The sequence below is a fragment of the Terrihabitans rhizophilus genome, assembly GCF_033898525.1.
Lineage (GTDB): Bacteria > Pseudomonadota > Alphaproteobacteria > Rhizobiales > Methylopilaceae > Flaviflagellibacter > Flaviflagellibacter rhizophilus.
The window spans coordinates 517,548-534,049 of record NZ_JAXAFJ010000002.1 but is presented as its reverse complement, the minus strand read 5'-3'; the positions used below and the strand labels follow the sequence as shown (position 1 = coordinate 534,049).

Below are 16,502 nucleotides of genomic sequence, written 5' to 3'. Positions count from 1 at the left end.
ATTAGCCAATCGGCATGTCCAGCACCACACCCCGCATCGCTCTTCTCGGCACAGGCCTGATGGGCGCACCCATGGCCCGGCGACTTCTCGCCGCCGGCTTTCCGCTCACCGCCTGGAATCGTAGCCGGGCAAAAGCCGAGGCCTTGGCCGTGCATGGCGCTACGGTGGCCGAAACGGCTGCGGATGCCGTTCGCGGTGCGGATGTCGTCATCACCATGCTCGACAGCGGCTCCGTGGTGACCGAGGTGCTGTTTGCCGGCGGGGTCGCCGAGGCCATGCCAGCCGGCGCGACCCTGATCGATATGAGCTCCATTCCTCCGTCAACCGCGCGTGACCATGCGGCGCGGCTCGCGGCGAGGGGCGTTGACTATCTGGACGCTCCGGTTTCCGGCGGCACGCTTGGTGCTGAAGCCGGCACGCTCGCCATCATGGCCGGGGGCGAGGCGGATGTGTTCGCGCGCGCGGTGCCGGTCTTCGCACCGATGGGGCGGGCAGTCCGGGTCGGCCCTTCAGGCTCGGGCCAACTCGCCAAGCTGGCGAACCAGGCCATTGTCGGGATCACAATCGGGGCAGTGGCAGAAGCTCTCCTCCTGGTTGAGCGCGGCGGCGCAGACCCCGCAGCGGTGCGGGAAGCGATCCGTGGAGGGTTCGCGGAAAGCCGCATCCTTGAGGTTCACGGGCGGCGCATGATCGAGCGCGACTTCGTGCCGGGCGGAAAAGTAGTGACCCAGATCAAGGACTTGGAGACGATTGTTCGAACGGCGGACGAGATCGGCCTCGATCTCCCGCTCAGCCGCAACGTGTTGCGCCGCTACATAGAGTTGCGCGACAGGCAGGATGCCGGGGACCTGGATCACGCGGCCCTGTTCCTGCAACTGGAGGCCGCAAACCCGCTCTGAGGCGCCAGTCCCTCCCGCGCGTTGGAACCATCGTCTGGCCGCTGTGTTCTCTGTCCAGATGAATATGAAGGACGGATGAACGGCCACCTGCTCCGTAACCGACCAAACGGTTGCATGGACCACGAGATGGACGACGTCCGTCCCGACGATAATCGCGGGCACGCCCAAGGGCTGCCTGTTCCAGCGACGGTGGGAGAGGAAGCGCGCGATGAACATCGCTGAAGCGGCACGCCGCGCCGGGCTCACGCCCAAGGCGATACGGTTTTATGAAGCCCAGGGCCTTCTCCGACCCATCCGCGCATCCAACGGATACCGGGCCTTCGGCGATCCGGACGTGCACACGCTGCGCTTCTTGAAGAGGGCGCGGGACCTGGGTTTCTCGGTCGAGGAATGCCGCGCACTGTTGGCGCTGTACCACGAAAGCGAGCGTTCCAACGCCGAGGTGAAAGCCTTGGCGGAGAGCCGGGTCGCGGAGATCGATCGCCGGCTGGCCGACCTCTCCTCCATCCGCACGGCCTTGGCCCGCCTTGCCAGCCTTTGCAGCGGCGATGAGCGTCCGGATTGCCCCATCCTCGACGATCTGGCGGGGGAGGAGCGCCCGGAGGAGAAGGCCAAGGGACATAACGGCAAGTCGCATGGCGAGCCGCGGCGGTCTACCGCGGCGTGAGCTCGGCCTAGAACAGCCCAAGACCCTTGAGGCTGGCATGGCCTGAACGACCGACAATGATGTGGTCGTGCAGCTTGATGCCGAGCGGCTTGGCGATCTCGTTGATCGTGTGGGTCATCGCGATGTCCGCCCGGCTGGGCTCGGGATCGCCCGACGGGTGATTGTGCACCAGCACGATCGCTGTCGCGGAGAGTTCGAGGGCTCGCCGGACCACCTCGCGGGGATAGACCGGGGTGTGATCGACGGTACCGCGTTGCTGCACCTCGTCCGCGATCAGAGCGTTGCGGTTGTCGAGGAAGAGGATGCGGAACTCCTCCCGGTTCTCGAAGGCCATGGCGGTGCGAACATAGTCCAGCACCTTGTCCCATGAGCCCAGCACCGGCTTCTTGCCGATCTCGCCCTTCGCGAAGCGGCGGGCAGCCGCCTCGACCAGCTTGATCTCGGTGACCGCCGAATCCTTGATGCCCTTCGTCTCCATCAGGAGCGCGGGCGGGGCGGCGACCACCTCGGCAAAGGAGCCGAAGCGGCGGATCAGCTCCTTGGCGATGCCCTTCACGTCCTGCCGGGGAATGGCGCGGAACAGAAGCAGCTCAAGCAACTCATAATCGGGCAGGGCATCGGCGCCGCCGTCGCGGAAGCGGCTGCGCAGGCGGTCGCGGTGGCCGAAATAATGCGGGGCCTCGCTCAGGCCGCCGCGTTCGTCGGCCGACCGGCTCATGCGCGGGCGGCGACCGGATTGTCGAGGCCGGCGCGGGACAGGGTGAAGATTTCCACGCCATCCTCCGTCACGCCCACGGAATGCTCGAACTGCGCAGAGAGCGAGCGGTCGCGCGTGACAGCAGTCCAGCCATCCGCCAGCACCTTCACATGCGGGCGCCCGAGATTGATCATGGGCTCGACGGTGAAGATCATGCCGGGCTTCAGCACCGCGCCTTCGCCGGAGCGGCCATAGTGCAGGATGTTCGGCTCGTCGTGGAACAACTGGCCCAGCCCGTGGCCGCAGAAGTCGCGCACCACGCCCATGCGCTCCTCGCCCTCGGCGAAGCTCTGGATCGCGGCGCCGATATCGCCCGTGGTGTTGCCGGGCTTCACGGCGGCGATGCCGCGCATCATGGCCTCGTGCGTCACCTCGATCAGCCGTTCCGCGCGGCGTGCGATCTCGCCGGCGGCGTACATGCGGCTGGAATCACCGTGCCAGCCATCGACCACGACGGTGACGTCCACATTCAGGATGTCGCCCTCGCGCAGGGGCTTGTCGTTGGGGATGCCGTGGCAGACGACGTGGTTGATCGAGATGCAGGTGGACTTGGTGTAGCCGCGATACATGAGCGTGGCGGGCAAGGCGCCGCGATCCAGCACATATTCGCAGACGGCGCGGTCCAGCGTGTTGGTGCTGACGCCCGGCACGACCATGGGCGCGAGCATGTCGAGCACCTCAGAGACGAGCGCGCCGGCGCGGCGCATGCCCTCGAACCCCTCCGGTCCATGGAGGCGGATCTGCCCGGGCTTGCGGCTGGTGGCGTGGCTTGCGTCGATATAGGTCATGGCCGCCGCAATGTAGGTGATCCGCCCCGCACGGACCAGAGGCGCGTTCAGGCTGCGGACGTTTCCGCAGCTGCCGGGCGCCAGTCCATGGAAACGAAGCCCGGCACCTTCGCGAAGCGCTGAAGCCAGACGCGCACGGCCTGGAACGGCCCAAGATCGAACCCGCCTTCCGCCGCCAGATGCGTGTTCGCATAAAGGGCAATGTCTGCGAGCGTCGGCACATCGCCCGCGAAGAACGGGTGCGTGCCGAGATGGGTGTTCATGATGCTGAGCGCCTCGTAGCCGCGATCCTCCCATTCCTCGAGCAGGTTCTGCTTCAAAGCGCGCCCGCCTTTCTGGAGGGCCAGCCAGAAGCGAGCCTGGCCGATGAAGGGATCGTGCGAGTGCTGTTCGAAGAACATCCAGCGCAGCATTTCGGCGCGGGCGAATCGCTCCTGCGGCAGGAGCGCTGTGTCTTCGGCGAGGTAGTGCAGGATGGCTCCCGACTCCGGCAGTGTCCTCCCGTCCGGCAGGACGAGCATGGGTACCTGGCCCGCCGGGTTCAGCGCCAGATAGGCCGGCGTGCGGTTGCCGCCGGAGAGGATGTCGACATCCACGAGGCTGAAGGGCTGCTCCAGCAGCGACAGGGCAAGCCGCGCCTTGTAGCTATTTGCCGACTGCTGCATGGAGTATAGGAGGTACATACAAGTTCATTCGCGGTTTTGTCGAGAGGCGTCAAGACCCGTTTCGGCATGTTGCAAAACTGTTTCGTTTTCGGGTTGCACGCGTGGCGGCAGCCGACTAGGTTCCGCGCCGTTCCCTTCAGCCCCAGTGTTTCCGGAGAAGTGTCATGGGCTTCCTCGCCGATAGCCTCAGCCGCGTTAAGCCGTCCGCCACCCTTGCTGTATCGCAGAAGGCGCGCGACCTCATCGCACAGGGGCGCAGCGTCATCTCGCTCGGCGCGGGTGAGCCAGACTTCGACACCCCGGACAACATCAAGGCCGCCGCCATCGCGGCCATCGAGCGCGGCGAGACCAAGTACACTCCGGTGCCCGGCATTCCGCAGCTGCGCGAGGCCATCGTCAAGAAGTTCAAGCGCGAGAACAACCTCGATTACCTGCCGTCGCAGGTCATCGTCGGCACCGGCGGCAAGCAGATCCTCTACAACGCCTTCGTGGCGACGATGAACCCCGGCGACGAGGTCATCATCCCGGCTCCGTACTGGGTCAGCTACCCGGAGATGGTGGCCCTGAACGGCGGCACGCCCGTGACCGTGGGCACGACGCAGGAAAACAATTTCAAGCTGCAGCCGGCCGATCTCGAGGCCGCCATCACGCCCAAGACCAAGTGGCTGATCTTCAACTCGCCGTCCAATCCTTCGGGCGCGGCCTACAGCCATGACGAGCTGAAGGCGCTGACCGACGTGCTGATGAAGCACCCGCATGTGTGGGTGCTGACCGACGACATGTACGAGCACCTCTGCTACGGCGACTTCAAGTTCGCGACGCCCGTCGAGGTCGAGCCCGAGCTGTACGACCGCACGCTGACCATGAACGGCGTGTCCAAGGCCTATGCCATGACCGGCTGGCGCATCGGCTACGCGGCCGGCCCGCTGCAGCTGATCAAGGCGATGGACATGATCCAGGGCCAGCAGACCTCCGGCGCATGCTCCATCGCCCAGTGGGCGGCGGTCGAGGCGCTGGAAGGTCCTCAGGACTTCATCACCGAGCGCGCCAAGATCTTCGAGGAGCGCCGCGACCTCGTCGTCTCCATGCTGAACCAGGCTCCCGGCATCGACTGCCCGGTGCCGGAAGGCGCGTTCTATGTCTACCCGTCCTGCGCCGGCACGATCGGCAAGACCGCGCCATCGGGCAAGGTCATCGAGACTGACGTGGACTTCGTGACGGAGCTCCTCGAGACCGAGGGCGTGGCCGTGGTGCAGGGCTCGGCCTTTGGCCTGGGCCCCAATTTCCGCATCTCCTACGCCACCTCGACCGAGGCGCTGGAAGAGGCCTGCCAGCGCATCCAGAAGTTCTGCGCCTCGCTGCGCTGAGCGAAACAGGAACATCCTCGAACGCGCCGCGTTCTTCGCGCGACCCGTTCGAGGATGAACCCATGAAACATCTTGTTGCGGCCGCTGCCTTTGCTGCGGCCTTTGCCTTCCCGGCCTTCGGGGCACATGCGGCCACCGAGGCCGGCGTGCTGGAATGCGACGTGGCCGGCGGCGTGGGCCTCATCGTCGGCTCCCAGAAGGCGATGAGCTGCCGCTACACATCCAGCGACGGCAAGATCAGCGAACCCTATGACGGCACCATCACCAAGGTGGGCGTCGATATCGGCATCACCGGCGAATCCGTGATGGTGTGGACCGTGCTGGCCCCGACGAACAGCCTTCGTCCTGGCGCGCTGGATGGCACCTATAGCGGCGTCTCGGGGCAGGCGACTGTTGGTGTGGGTGCATCGGCCAATCTGCTGGTCGGCGGCTCGGACCAGACGATTTCGCTGCAACCGCTCTCCGTCGGTGCGCAGACGGGCCTCAACGTGGCGGCCGGCATCGGCTCCATCACGCTGCGCTCGCCCGTTCGCTGAACACCCGGCCAGAGCTGACACGGAAAGGGCGCCTAGCGGCGCCCTTTGTCGGTCAGGACCAGCCGGCCACCTTGGACAGCAGGAAGTCGCGGAACACCTGGATTCGGCGGACGCTGCGCAGCTCTTCGGGATAAGCCAGATAGGCCTCGAGGGTCGGCGTCTCGAAATTCTGCATCACCCGCACCAATGAGGACGTACCCTCGATGAGGTATTGCGGAAGCACGCCGAGCCCGACGCCACCTTCGACCGCGCGCTTCAGGCCCAGCATGTTGTTGACGGACATATTGGCCTGGCGGGGATCGGAATCCTCGCGGCCCGCATAGGCCAGCCAGTTCAGGGGCTGGAGGAACGTGGGCACCAGGCCGCCGAAGCCGACGATGCGATGGCGATCAAGATCCGCCGCCTCGCGCGGCTCGCCGAAGCGCTCGATGTAATCGGGCGAGGCATAGACGTGGTAGTGCACCGGGAACAGCTTGCGCTGGATAAGCTCCGACTGCGTGGGTTGGCGCAGGCGGATGCCGACATCGGCCTCCCGCATCGCAAGGTCCAGCTCGTCGTCCGTCAGCATGAGTGTGACGGAAATCTCCGGGTAGAGGTCCAGGAACTCGCCGAGCAGGGGGGACAGCCAGCCGCCGCCCAGGCCCACCGAGGTCGTGACCTTGAGCATTCCGTGGGGACGCTCGCGGCTGTCCGTGAGCAGCAACTTGGTGGATTCGAGCTTGGCGAACAGCTCCTGCGTGGTGCGGAACAGCAGTTCGCCGGGCTCCGTCAGCAGCAGGCCGCGCGCATGGCGGTGGAACAGCGGAACCTTGAGTTCGGTCTCCAGCGCGGAGACCTGCCGACTGACCGCCGACTGGGAGAGACCGAGCTTGTCGCCGCCATGCGTGAAGCTCTTCGCTTCCGCTGCGGCGTGGAAGACGCGCAGCTTGTCCCAGTCGAGCGACATGTCTTACTCCGCGGCCATCTGAAGAGCGGGAATTCCGTGGAGGTAGCGCTCGGCATCGAGAGCGGCCATGCAGCCCATGCCCGCCGCCGTGACGGCCTGGCGGTAGACGTGATCGCTGACATCGCCCGCCGCGAACACCCCGGGAATGGAGGTGTGCGAGGTGCCGGGCTCCACCAGCAGGTAGCCATTCTCATCCAGTGGCAACTGGCCCTTGAACAGCTCTGTCGCGGGAGCATGGCCGATGGCGACGAACACGCCCTCCACCGGCAGCTGCGACTCAGCACCCGTCTTGATGTTCTTGACGCGCACGGCGCTGACGACCGGAGGTGTTCCCATGCCGACGATTTCGTCCACGACGGAATCCCACACAAGCTCGACCTTCGGATGGGCGAACAGGCGGTCCTGCATGATGCGCTCGGCGCGCAGGCTGTCGCGCCTGTGGATCAGGTAGACCTTCGAGGCGAAGTTGGTGAGGAAAAGCGCTTCCTCGACGGCCGTATTGCCACCGCCGACGACCGCAATCTCCCGGCCACGGAAGAAGAACCCGTCACAGGTGGCACAGGCGGAAACGCCCGCACCCTTGTAGCGGTCCTCGCTGGGCAGGCCGAGCCAGCGCGCCTGGGCGCCCGTGGCGATGACCAGCGCGTCGCAGGTCCAGACCTTGCCGGACTCGCCCACCAACGTGAATGGCCGCTTCGAAAGGTCAACGGAGGCGATGTGGTCGTTTTCGATGCGCGTGCCGAAGCGCTCCGCCTGAGCGCGCATCTGTTCCATGAGGAACGGCCCGCTGATCGGGTCCGCGAAGCCGGGATAGTTTTCGACGTCCGACGTGATGGTGAGCTGGCCGCCGGGCTGGATGCCGGAGATCATGATGGGCGTCAGCATCGCCCGCGCCGCGTAGACGGCGGCGGTGTAGCCCGCCGGCCCGGAGCCGAGGATGATCAGGCGGGCGTGTTCGTGGGTGGTCATGAGCCGGATGCGCCAGGGGAAGGACAGGCCTTCATCTAAGTGGTGGGGGGGCGCTATTTCAAGCAGGGGATCTACCCGTCCACTGTATTGGGGCTTGCGGGGGTCCCCTAGCCGATATTGTATGCCGCCCGGGAAACGGGAACATCATGATCATAGCCTGTGCGACGGATCGCAATTACGTCGAACTGGCCGGCGTGCTGATCAGCTCGATCGCCTGCAACGGAAATGTACCGGACGCCCGCATCGTCGTCTGCGACTACGATCTGCGTGACGGCGACAGGCGAGACCTCGAGGCCTGCGCTCCGGGGCACCGGGTCAGCTTCATCCGCCTCGACGGGGATTTGCGGAGGCAGATGGCGGACCTGCCACAGACCACGCATTGGTCACGGGCGATGTACAGCCGTCTGCTGCTACCGGACCTGCTGCCCGGCGAGGAGGGGCGGGTGCTCTATCTCGACAGCGACATGCTGGTGCTGGGTGATCTCGGCCCGCTGTTCGGGACGCCGCTCGACGGCAAGGTGCTGGGCGCCGTGCCGGATGCGGCCGGGCCGGAGCACATCGCGCGCATGAACGCCAATCTCGGGCGGCCGGCGGACACGCCTTACTTCAATTCCGGCGCCTTGCTGATCGACATCGCGGCGTGGAAGAATCTGGGTGCGGGAGGGGCCTGCATGCGCTTCCTGCAGGGACCGGCGCCCAAGCTCTATCCCGACCAGGACGCGCTGAACACGGTGCTGGAACGGGAGTGGCTGCCGATCGATCGGTGCTGGAACTTCACCGGCGGCATGAATGAGCAGTCCGCCTATTTCGAGCAGGCAAGGATTCTGCACTTCATCGGACGCAAGCCGCACATGGCGAGTTGCCCCCATCCGGCGCGGGACCTGTACCTGCGGCAAAGGCAGCTGACGCCGTGGGCCGACCGGCCGCTGCTCTCCAACGCGGGGCGGGCGGTTCAGAAGGCACGGCGATGGGCGAGCCTTGCGCTGGAGCGGGTGGGGGGCCGGTAGGCGTCCTGCCCCTCAGCCGAGGAGGCATGCGACGGGGCTATGCCCCTCCGCCGCCGCCTTCGAGCTCGATCCCGGTGCGATCCAGAAAGTCGATCATGGCTCGGTCCTCAACCAGATCTGACTCGATGCTTGCTACCGCCGAGCGAACCCGCGCCTCATAACGTGGTCGCGACGCTGGCGATGCTGGACCACGGGCCAGCTTGGCTTCTAGTTCCTCTCGTGACTTGGTATAGTAGTGGTTCAACTGCAAATTGGCTGAAGAGTAGAATGATTTATCTTTTCTAGCTTTCCTTGTCGGTGCCTTGATGCCGGCATCATTTGCGGTGCACTCGCCGTGCTGCGTCGATTCGAAATGGTGGATGCTCACCTTCGAAACCGCGCATGGGTCCACGATGCACTTGAAATTACTCACGTTCTTTTTGGAGCTAAGGGGATCGGCCGCTCGAGTCGTATAATTCCTCAGCACAGGGCCAGACGGCCTTTCGACGTGCGTGCCCGGACCGAACATGTGCCATGGCAGCGAAACCACGGGAAAGCCGCCCGCTGCACCAAGCGCATCTTCGACTGTGCGGGCACTCTTCGGGAGAAGGAATTCATCGACGTCTATGAAAGCCATCCACCGGTATGCGCTTCCGAAGTTCAAGATCGCATGTGCGAAAGCAATGGCCTGACTATTTAAAATGTTGCCTGTCGGTGCATCGATCAATCGCCCCGCCCACGGGATGATCTGAAACGATTCCGGAGGAGCGGTTTGGCGTATGACCTCCGATGTTCCGTCAGTCGATCCATCGTCATAGATAATGAACTGGTTGATACCAACAGCGCGATGATAATGAAGCCACTCTCCTATATAGCTCGCCTCGTTCTTCACTACCGCAGCCACGGCTACGCCTCGCCTGTATCGAGAGGCCGCGGGCGGAAGTATCGACAACTGCTTCGTGTAGGGCTCTTTCTTACTAAAAAATCGCATCTGTTCTTTGCTGCAGCTAGAGGATTTCGTTGAGCGGCGAGGTAGGCGAGTAACTTCGAAGGCCGGTACCCTGCTTCAGGCAAGCCTGCTTGGCCACCTCAACATGCTGTATGATGCGTGCTTGGGAGCGTTGGATTCCGGAGAATGCAACCTGCCCCTGCTCTTCATAGAAGCGTGGCTGACTGGCGTTAGAAATGTCTATTCCGATCAAGCCAATCATGGACGGCTGGCAGTATGAGCCGAATTGAAGAGCTGAGACTACCACGGAGCCGCCTTGGAAAACGCCGATGGCCGGATCCTGCGAGAAGCCTGCTCCGGCGGATTTGTTGAGGATGACGTTTGGCATGACGCGAAGTTCTGCCGCGGAGCGCCGACGGCGACCATAGGGCTTGCGAACGTCATCGACGAGAATGATCTGCATCTTGGTAATCCACCCAGGCCTGATCTCGCATAATGCCCGGATGACGCCCGGCGACAGAAGAACGATCGTCCCCGGCGCGACCTTCCGCTCCAGCAGGTCGAAATGACGCCAGACAAACCTTTCATCCTCGATGGCTATGGCCAAGGGCTGTTTGATCGACTCGCCGATGAGTGAACACGCGCCGTTGAGAAGGATGCTCGAATGCGGCCTGACCGTGTCGAGCTTCGCCGTTGCGACAGAGGGACCGCTGCCAATGATGTACAGTTCGCCTCCTGCGAACATCCCACGCAGAAGGTCCGGTTTCTGAAGCTGGGCGATCATTTTGCCACGATAGAGAATATCTTCGTAGTCGCCGTTTTCATTCCGCGTCAGGCGTAGACTGGGGAGCCAATTGTGCGAGTGCGACCAGCCAACAGCGCCCGCAAGCGCCAGCTTGATGATGCGGCGCCTCCATGGTCGTCCTGATGCGCTGATCGGTTGAAACATGCAGGTCGGCTTTGTTCTCAATTGAAAATCTTGGTGTCCTTTCTACACCAGTAGACAAGACGGCTAAGGGTCATGTCCTTCGGGTGTAGAAAGGTACGGAAGAGTGGCGGCTGATCGAGCGGACGCGCGTCCATGTCAAGAATCTCCTGCGCCGTCATGCTGCGGAACGAGTATCGCCCACGACGGAATGGAAGCAGCGACAGCTTGGGCTTCCCCTTTCGATAAGTGCGCGGAAAAGGAACGTGCATTGCAACTGCAGAAAATGGGAAGAGGCGCCGGTAGCCGAGAGCCGCAAGACCGTCTCGGTTCGCGCGCTCCCCCTCATCCAGCCTCCAGCCAGACGCTTTCAGCCGCCCGATATGTGTAAGGCCGACGTCGGCGTAGGCGGTTCCCGGACCGTTGTCGTATGCGCGGAGGTCCGGTAGCACCCTGTATGATCCTCGCCGGAGGAACCTGATGTCCACTTGTACGACGTTCCGAGAGGACTCGAACAAATCAGAATATTGTCGGCAGATCTCCGAAGTCAGGGGCCGCACAAACTGCATGTCATCTTGGATCATCAGAATATAGGTGAACCCGCGCGCTTCGGCGGTGTTCAACATGTGGCCAATGTTCTCGTAGAGGTTGCCATGCCTCTTCCCGAGCTTTGGCGCGTTGTTGGTCCAAACGGAGCCGCCACCATCCATCCATGTGGCGAGCACGTTGCGTGTGGCAGGATCTTCACTGCTATCATCGCAGATGATGACCGGGAAATTCGGGCACATCTCCTCGATCGATCCAAGGCAGATCTGAAGCGATCGGCCCATATTGTATGAAAAGATGCACAACAGAGTGTTCTCAGGAGAGATCATGGGCGCGTCGCTCAAGCCGGTACTCGCCTCAACCATGGATGTCGCATTCATGCTTGCGATACTCGCAGGTAAACGGCGGCGATTTTTTCTGCTTCAACCGCGAGAGCAAAGCGTACCTCCGCATGCCGGCGCCCCTCTCGGCCCATGGCCGCAGCCCGTTCCGGATCCTTCATCAGCGTCTCCAGCCGCGCAACCAGCCCTTCCAGATCCTCGATGTCGGTGATGAAGCCTGTCGCTCCATCCTCGACCAGGCTCTCGAATACCCCGGCGCGGGTGGCAACGACCGCCGTTCCGCTGGCCATGGCTTCCAGAGGTGTGAGCCCGAAGCCTTCCCATCTTTGAGGGGCGACGTGGATGAGGAGGCGGCGGAACCAGCCGGGTATCTCGGCGGCCGGCAGTTCGCCGAGGAAGAGCACGCGGTCAGCGAGCCCGGCCTGTGCTACGCGCTGGCGCAGACCTTCGGCAAAGCCGGCATTGTCCGGCGTCACCAAGCCGATGATGACGGCCGTGAAGTCCGGATAACGGGGCAGGAGGCGGCACATGGCCTCCACGAAAAGGTCGGTGCCTTTCTGGTGCCGGACGCGCCCGAAGGCGCCGATGCCGTAGCGGCCGGGCAGGCCGGTGGCAGCCCATTCCGAGGTGCGGTCCGCGGCTGGGCGAAAGCGTTCCAGGTCGACGCCGTGCATGATGATGGTGGCCGGAACTTCGAGGAAGCGGGCGGCCTGCGGAGACGTCGCGATTACCGCGTCCATGCGCCGGATCAGCCAACGGGTGTAGCGGCTGTGGCGGCGCTGTGCCGCAGAGGTGAAGACCAGCCGCCATGGCTGGCGCAGGAGGTCGCGGAGGAGGACGCCGGCCAGCATCTCGATGTTGCGGCGGGCGTGCCATATGCGAACGGGTGCCGATTTCGGGCGGCTCCAGCCGTGGATGAGGATGTCGCGCCAGCGCAAGCTCGGCACGCCCGTCGGCAGATGGTGGCCCAGACAGGCAATCGCGAGCGAGCGCGCCTGGAGAGGAAGCAGCACCTGCACCGTGGCGGTGACGCCGGAGAAGCGCCGGTTCAGATTTGGCGCCACGATGTCGATGTTGCGGAGGTCGGCACGTGTGCCGACCTCTCCTGGTCTAGGTCCGCGGCTCACGGCGCACGAAGGATATGGAGGCCCGGCTCCGGACTTGAACCGGAGCTGGTCAGGCGTTGCACCGCCTGCGGGTAGTCGCTCCCCCACCGGGCCATTGGCACCTTACCGCTCCAGTCCTTGCCGGAAACTGAACCCGTTACTCGAAACGGATGTCCAGGATCTCGTAGCTCTTGGCGCCACCGGGAGCGGTCACCTCGACCACATCACCCTTGCGCTTGCCGACGAGGGCGCGCGCGATGGGGGAGGTGATGGAGATGCGGCCCTTTTTCACATCGGCCTCGAACTCGCCGACGATCTGGTAGGTGCGCTCTTCTTCGGTGTCCTCGTCCACCAGCTTCACCGTGGCGCCGAATGTGATCAATTCGCCCTTCAGCTTGGTGGGGTCGATGATCTCGGCGCGGGCGAGGATGCTCTCGATCTCGGCGATGCGGCCTTCGTTGAGGCTCTGCTGTTCCTTGGCGGCGTGATATTCCGCGTTCTCGGACAGGTCGCCATGGCTGCGAGCCTCTGCGATGGCCGCAATGATCCGCGGGCGCTCCTCGTTGGTGCGCCTTTTCAGATCAACCTCCAGCGATTCGTGGCCGGAAGCGGTCATCGGAACTTTTTCCATGATGCTCTTCTCTTAAGCGCAAAAATGACCGGCACACGAGGCCGTTTCGGCCAGCGCGGTGCCAGTCACAGGTTGCGGGTTTCAATCCCCATCAGTGCAGGGCTTGGTCTGCCCCGGCGAAGTAGGACTGCAGCGGACGCACTTCCAGATCGCCTTCGATATATGCCCGGATGCCCTGCGCCGCCGCAATCGCTCCGGCTAGGGTGGTATAGTAGGGCACTTTGTGCAAGAGGGCGGCCCGCCGGAGCGACCGGCTGTCGCTGAGCGCGCCCGCGCCTTCCGTGGTGTTGAACACCAGCTGGATCTCGCCATTGGTGATGGCGTCCACGATATGGGGACGGCCTTCCAGCACCTTGTTCACGCGAACGGCTGCGATGCCCTGGTCCTCCAGGAACCGCTGCGTGCCGGACGTGGCGATGATGTTGAAGCCGAGATTCGACAACAGCTGCACCGTGGCCACGATGCGCGACTTGTCGGCGTCCTTCATCGAGACGAAGACGGTGCCCGATTTCGGCACGCGCGTGCCGCCGCCGAGCTGGCTCTTGGCGAAGGCCACGGCGAAGTCGCGGTCGAGACCCATGACTTCGCCGGTCGAGCGCATCTCCGGGCCGAGAATGGTGTCGACGCCGGGGAAACGGGCGAAGGGGAAGACGGCTTCCTTGACCGCGATGTGGTCCAGCACTGTGGGCTGCAGGTTGAAGCTGGCGAGGCTCTCGCCGGCCATGATGCGGGACGCGATCTTCGCGAAGGGCTTGCCCACGGTCTTGGCGACGAACGGCACGGTGCGGGATGCGCGCGGATTGACCTCCAGCACGTATAGGTCGCCGTCCTTGATGGCGTATTGCACGTTCATGAGGCCGCCGACATTAAGCGCCAGCGCCATGCGGCGCGTCTGCTCCTCGATCTCGGCGATCATCTCCGGCTTCAGCGAATAGGGCGGCAGCGAGCAGGCCGAATCACCGGAATGCACGCCGGCTTCCTCGATGTGCTCCATGATGCCCGCGATGAAGACATCCTTGCCGTCCGCCAGGCAGTCGACGTCGACTTCGATGGCGTCCGAGAGGTAGCGGTCGATCAACACCGGTGTGTCGCCGGAGACCACCACCGCCTCGCGCATATAGCGGTCGAGCTGGGTGTGGTCGCGCACGATCTCCATGGCGCGGCCACCGAGCACATAGGACGGGCGGATGACGACCGGGTAGCCGATGCGGTCCACGATGTCGCGTGCCTCTTCCGTGGACGTGGCGATGCCGTTCTCCGGCTGGCGGATCCCCAGCTTCTGCAGGAGCCGGCTGAAGCGGTCGCGGTCTTCCGCAAGGTCGATCGCGTCGGGCGAGGTGCCAAGGATGGGGATGCCGGCATTCTCAAGGGCCTGCGCCAGCTTCAGCGGCGTCTGGCCGCCGAACTGAACGATGACGCCATGAAGCGTTCCCTTGCGCTGTTCGCTGTGCAGGATCTCCAGCACGTCCTCGACAGTCAGCGGCTCGAAATAGAGCCGGTCCGACGTGTCGTAGTCCGTGGAGACGGTTTCGGGGTTGCAGTTGACCATGATGGTCTCGAAGCCGGCGTCGCGCAGCGCAAAGCAGGCATGGCAGCAGCAATAGTCGAACTCGATGCCCTGGCCGATGCGGTTGGGACCGCCGCCGAGGATGACGACCTTCTTGCGGTCGCTGATACCGGCCTCGTCCGCCGGTTGACCGGCGAAAAGGGGCGCATAGGTCGAGTACATGTAGGGCGTCGGAGAGGCGAACTCGGCGGCGCAGGTATCGATGCGCTTGAACACCGGGCGCACTTCGAGCGCGTGGCGCAGCGTCGCCACCTCCTTTGCGGTCGTGCCGGACAGTTGCGCGAGGCGGATGTCCGAGAAGCCCATGCCCTTCAGCCCGCGCAGCGCGGCGGGCGTCTTCGGCAGACCGAGGCGGGCCACCTTGTCTTCCGTTTCCACGATTGCCTTAATCTGGTTGAGGAACCAGGGGTCGATCTTGCAGGCGTCGTGGACCTCTTCCACGGTGAAGCCGTGGCGCATGGCTTGCGCGCAGGTGACGATGCGGTTCGGCTTGGGAGCGGCGAGCGCGGCGCGGATGGCGTTGCGGTCGTCGCCCTGGCCGATGCCGGGGATCTCCATCTCGTCGAAGCCGTTGAGGCCCGTTTCGAGCGAGCGCAGCGCCTTCTGCATGGCCTCGTTGAAGGTGCGGCCGATGGCCATGGCTTCGCCGACGGACTTCATGGAGGTGGTGAGGTTGTCCTCCGCGCCCGGGAACTTCTCGAAGGCGAAGCGCGGCACCTTGACCACGATGTAGTCGATGGTGGGCTCAAAGCTCGCGGGCGTCGCGCCGCCGGTGATGTCGTTGGCGATCTCGTCCAGCGTGTAGCCGACCGCCAGCTTGGCGGCGACCTTGGCGATGGGGAAGCCGGTGGCCTTCGAGGCCAGCGCGGAGGAGCGCGAGACGCGCGGATTCATCTCGATGACGATCATGCGGCCGTCGGCCGGATTGATCGCGAACTGGACGTTGGAGCCGCCGGTCTCGACGCCGATCTCGCGCAGCACCGCCAGGGATGCATCGCGCATGCGCTGATATTCCTTGTCGGTCAGCGTCAGGGCCGGGGCCACGGTGATGGAATCACCGGTGTGGATGCCCATCGGATCGATGTTCTCGATGGAGCAGATGATGATGCAATTGTCCGCCTTGTCGCGGACCACCTCCATCTCGAACTCCTTCCAGCCGATGACGCTTTCCTCGATCAGGACCTCGTCGGTGGGGGAGGCGTCGATGCCGCTCTCGATGATGTCGACGAACTCGGCCTTGTTGTAGGCGATGCCGCCGCCCGTGCCGCCCATGGTGAAGCTGGGGCGGATGATGGCGGGCAGACCGATCTCGTCCAGCGCCTGCAGGGCTTCCGTCATGTTGTGGGCCAGCCGCGAGTTCGGCGTGTCGAGGCCGATCTTGGTCATGGCCTGCTTGAAGAGCTCGCGGTCCTCGGCCTTGTCGATGGCCTCGGCGGTCGCGCCGATCATCTCCACGCCGAACTTCTCGAGAACGCCCATCTTGCGCAGCGAGAGCGCGCAGTTCAGCGCGGTCTGTCCGCCCATCGTCGGCAGGAGGGCATCGGGGCGCTCCTTCTCGATGATCTTGGCGACGATCTCCGGCGTGATCGGCTCGATATAGGTGGCATCCGCCAGCTCCGGATCCGTCATGATCGTCGCCGGGTTCGAGTTCACCAGGACAATTCGGTAGCCCTCTTCCCGCAGGACCTTGCAGGCCTGCGTGCCGGAATAATCGAATTCCGCTGCCTGCCCGATGACGATGGGACCGGCGCCGATGATGAGGATCGACTTGATGTCTTGGCGTTTGGGCACGTTGGGGCGTTCCGTGACGTTGCGCCCGCGCGGAGGCGCGGCCGTGGCGGCTGTTGCGGCGATGAT

General features: G+C 64.2%; 16 protein-coding genes. 5 read left to right on the top strand and 11 right to left on the bottom strand.

Translation table 11 applies throughout. From position 1 onward, the window contains the following. Positions 1–14 precede the first annotated feature (14 nt). Positions 15–899: an NAD(P)-dependent oxidoreductase gene (locus tag SCD90_RS06110; protein WP_319843741.1), complete on the top strand. Its 885-nt coding sequence runs from the start codon at positions 15–17 to the stop codon at positions 897–899. A 208-nt stretch (positions 900–1,107) separates the two neighbouring features. Beyond that, positions 1,108–1,566: a Cu(I)-responsive transcriptional regulator gene (gene cueR, locus SCD90_RS06105; protein WP_319843740.1), complete on the top strand. Its 459-nt coding sequence runs from the start codon at positions 1,108–1,110 to the stop codon at positions 1,564–1,566. A 7-nt stretch (positions 1,567–1,573) separates the two neighbouring features. Here the strand turns inward: cueR and radC are convergent, their stop codons facing one another. The 3 genes from radC to SCD90_RS06090 are packed head-to-tail and all read right to left on the bottom strand — an operon-like array spanning position 1,574 to position 3,794. Further along, positions 1,574–2,284, bottom strand: coding sequence for a RadC family protein (gene radC, locus SCD90_RS06100; RefSeq protein WP_319843739.1), 711 nt, complete (start codon positions 2,282–2,284; stop codon positions 1,574–1,576). Further along, positions 2,281–3,111, bottom strand: coding sequence for a type I methionyl aminopeptidase (gene map, locus SCD90_RS06095; RefSeq protein WP_319843738.1), 831 nt, complete (start codon positions 3,109–3,111; stop codon positions 2,281–2,283). The genes radC and map overlap by 4 nt, the downstream gene beginning before the upstream one ends. Before the next feature lie 47 nt (positions 3,112–3,158). Then, positions 3,159–3,794, bottom strand: a complete 636-nt coding sequence (locus SCD90_RS06090; protein WP_319843737.1) for a glutathione S-transferase family protein — start codon at positions 3,792–3,794, stop codon at positions 3,159–3,161. Positions 3,795–3,940: 146 nt separating this feature from the next. Here SCD90_RS06090 and SCD90_RS06085 point away from each other — a divergent pair, with 146 nt between their 5' ends. Together SCD90_RS06085 and SCD90_RS06080 are read left to right on the top strand one after the other, a co-directional pair. Then, on the top strand, positions 3,941–5,143 hold the full coding sequence (locus SCD90_RS06085; RefSeq protein WP_319843736.1) for a pyridoxal phosphate-dependent aminotransferase: 1,203 nt from the start codon (positions 3,941–3,943) through the stop codon (positions 5,141–5,143). Positions 5,144–5,205: 62 nt separating this feature from the next. Further along, positions 5,206–5,679, top strand: a complete 474-nt coding sequence (locus SCD90_RS06080; RefSeq protein WP_319843735.1) for a DUF992 domain-containing protein — start codon at positions 5,206–5,208, stop codon at positions 5,677–5,679. A 52-nt stretch (positions 5,680–5,731) separates the two neighbouring features. On the opposite strand, the gene SCD90_RS06075 is transcribed toward SCD90_RS06080, so the two are convergent. Then, positions 5,732–6,625, bottom strand: coding sequence for a LysR family transcriptional regulator (locus tag SCD90_RS06075; RefSeq protein ID WP_319843734.1), 894 nt, complete (start codon positions 6,623–6,625; stop codon positions 5,732–5,734). Positions 6,626–6,628: 3 nt separating this feature from the next. Continuing rightward, entirely contained in the window at positions 6,629–7,594 is a 966-nt protein-coding gene (trxB, locus tag SCD90_RS06070; RefSeq protein WP_319843733.1) for a thioredoxin-disulfide reductase, read from the bottom strand. 146 nt (positions 7,595–7,740) lie between these two features. Here trxB and SCD90_RS06065 point away from each other — a divergent pair, with 146 nt between their 5' ends. Further along, the gene (locus SCD90_RS06065; protein ID WP_319843732.1) at positions 7,741–8,601 is read left to right on the top strand and encodes a glycosyltransferase family 8 protein; all 861 of its coding nucleotides are present in this window, start codon (positions 7,741–7,743) and stop codon (positions 8,599–8,601) included. A gap of 37 nt (positions 8,602–8,638) precedes the next feature. Here the strand turns inward: SCD90_RS06065 and SCD90_RS06060 are convergent, their stop codons facing one another. The 6 genes from SCD90_RS06060 to carB all read right to left on the bottom strand — a co-directional run bounded on the left by SCD90_RS06060 (position 8,639) and on the right by carB (position 16,436). Beyond that, positions 8,639–9,571, bottom strand: coding sequence for a glycosyltransferase family 92 protein (locus tag SCD90_RS06060; protein WP_319843731.1), 933 nt, complete (start codon positions 9,569–9,571; stop codon positions 8,639–8,641). A gap of 16 nt (positions 9,572–9,587) precedes the next feature. Further along, on the bottom strand, positions 9,588–10,478 hold the full coding sequence (locus tag SCD90_RS06055) for a glycosyl transferase (protein ID WP_319843730.1): 891 nt from the start codon (positions 10,476–10,478) through the stop codon (positions 9,588–9,590). A gap of 17 nt (positions 10,479–10,495) precedes the next feature. Beyond that, positions 10,496–11,344 (bottom strand): hypothetical protein, encoded by an 849-nt coding sequence (locus SCD90_RS06050; RefSeq protein WP_319843729.1) that lies wholly within the window; start codon positions 11,342–11,344, stop codon positions 10,496–10,498. A gap of 32 nt (positions 11,345–11,376) precedes the next feature. Next, a complete protein-coding gene (locus tag SCD90_RS06045; RefSeq protein ID WP_319843728.1) occupies positions 11,377–12,468 on the bottom strand; it encodes a glycosyltransferase family 4 protein in 1,092 nt (363 codons plus the stop codon). A gap of 136 nt (positions 12,469–12,604) precedes the next feature. After that, complete coding sequence (greA, locus tag SCD90_RS06040) at positions 12,605–13,078, bottom strand: transcription elongation factor GreA (protein ID WP_319843727.1); 474 nt, start codon at positions 13,076–13,078, stop codon at positions 12,605–12,607. 91 nt (positions 13,079–13,169) lie between these two features. Then, positions 13,170–16,436 carry a carbamoyl-phosphate synthase large subunit gene (gene carB, locus SCD90_RS06035; protein ID WP_319843726.1) on the bottom strand — a complete coding sequence of 1,089 codons (3,267 nt, stop codon included), beginning with the start codon at positions 16,434–16,436 and terminating at the stop codon, positions 13,170–13,172. Between the last annotated feature and the right edge of the window lie 66 nt (positions 16,437–16,502).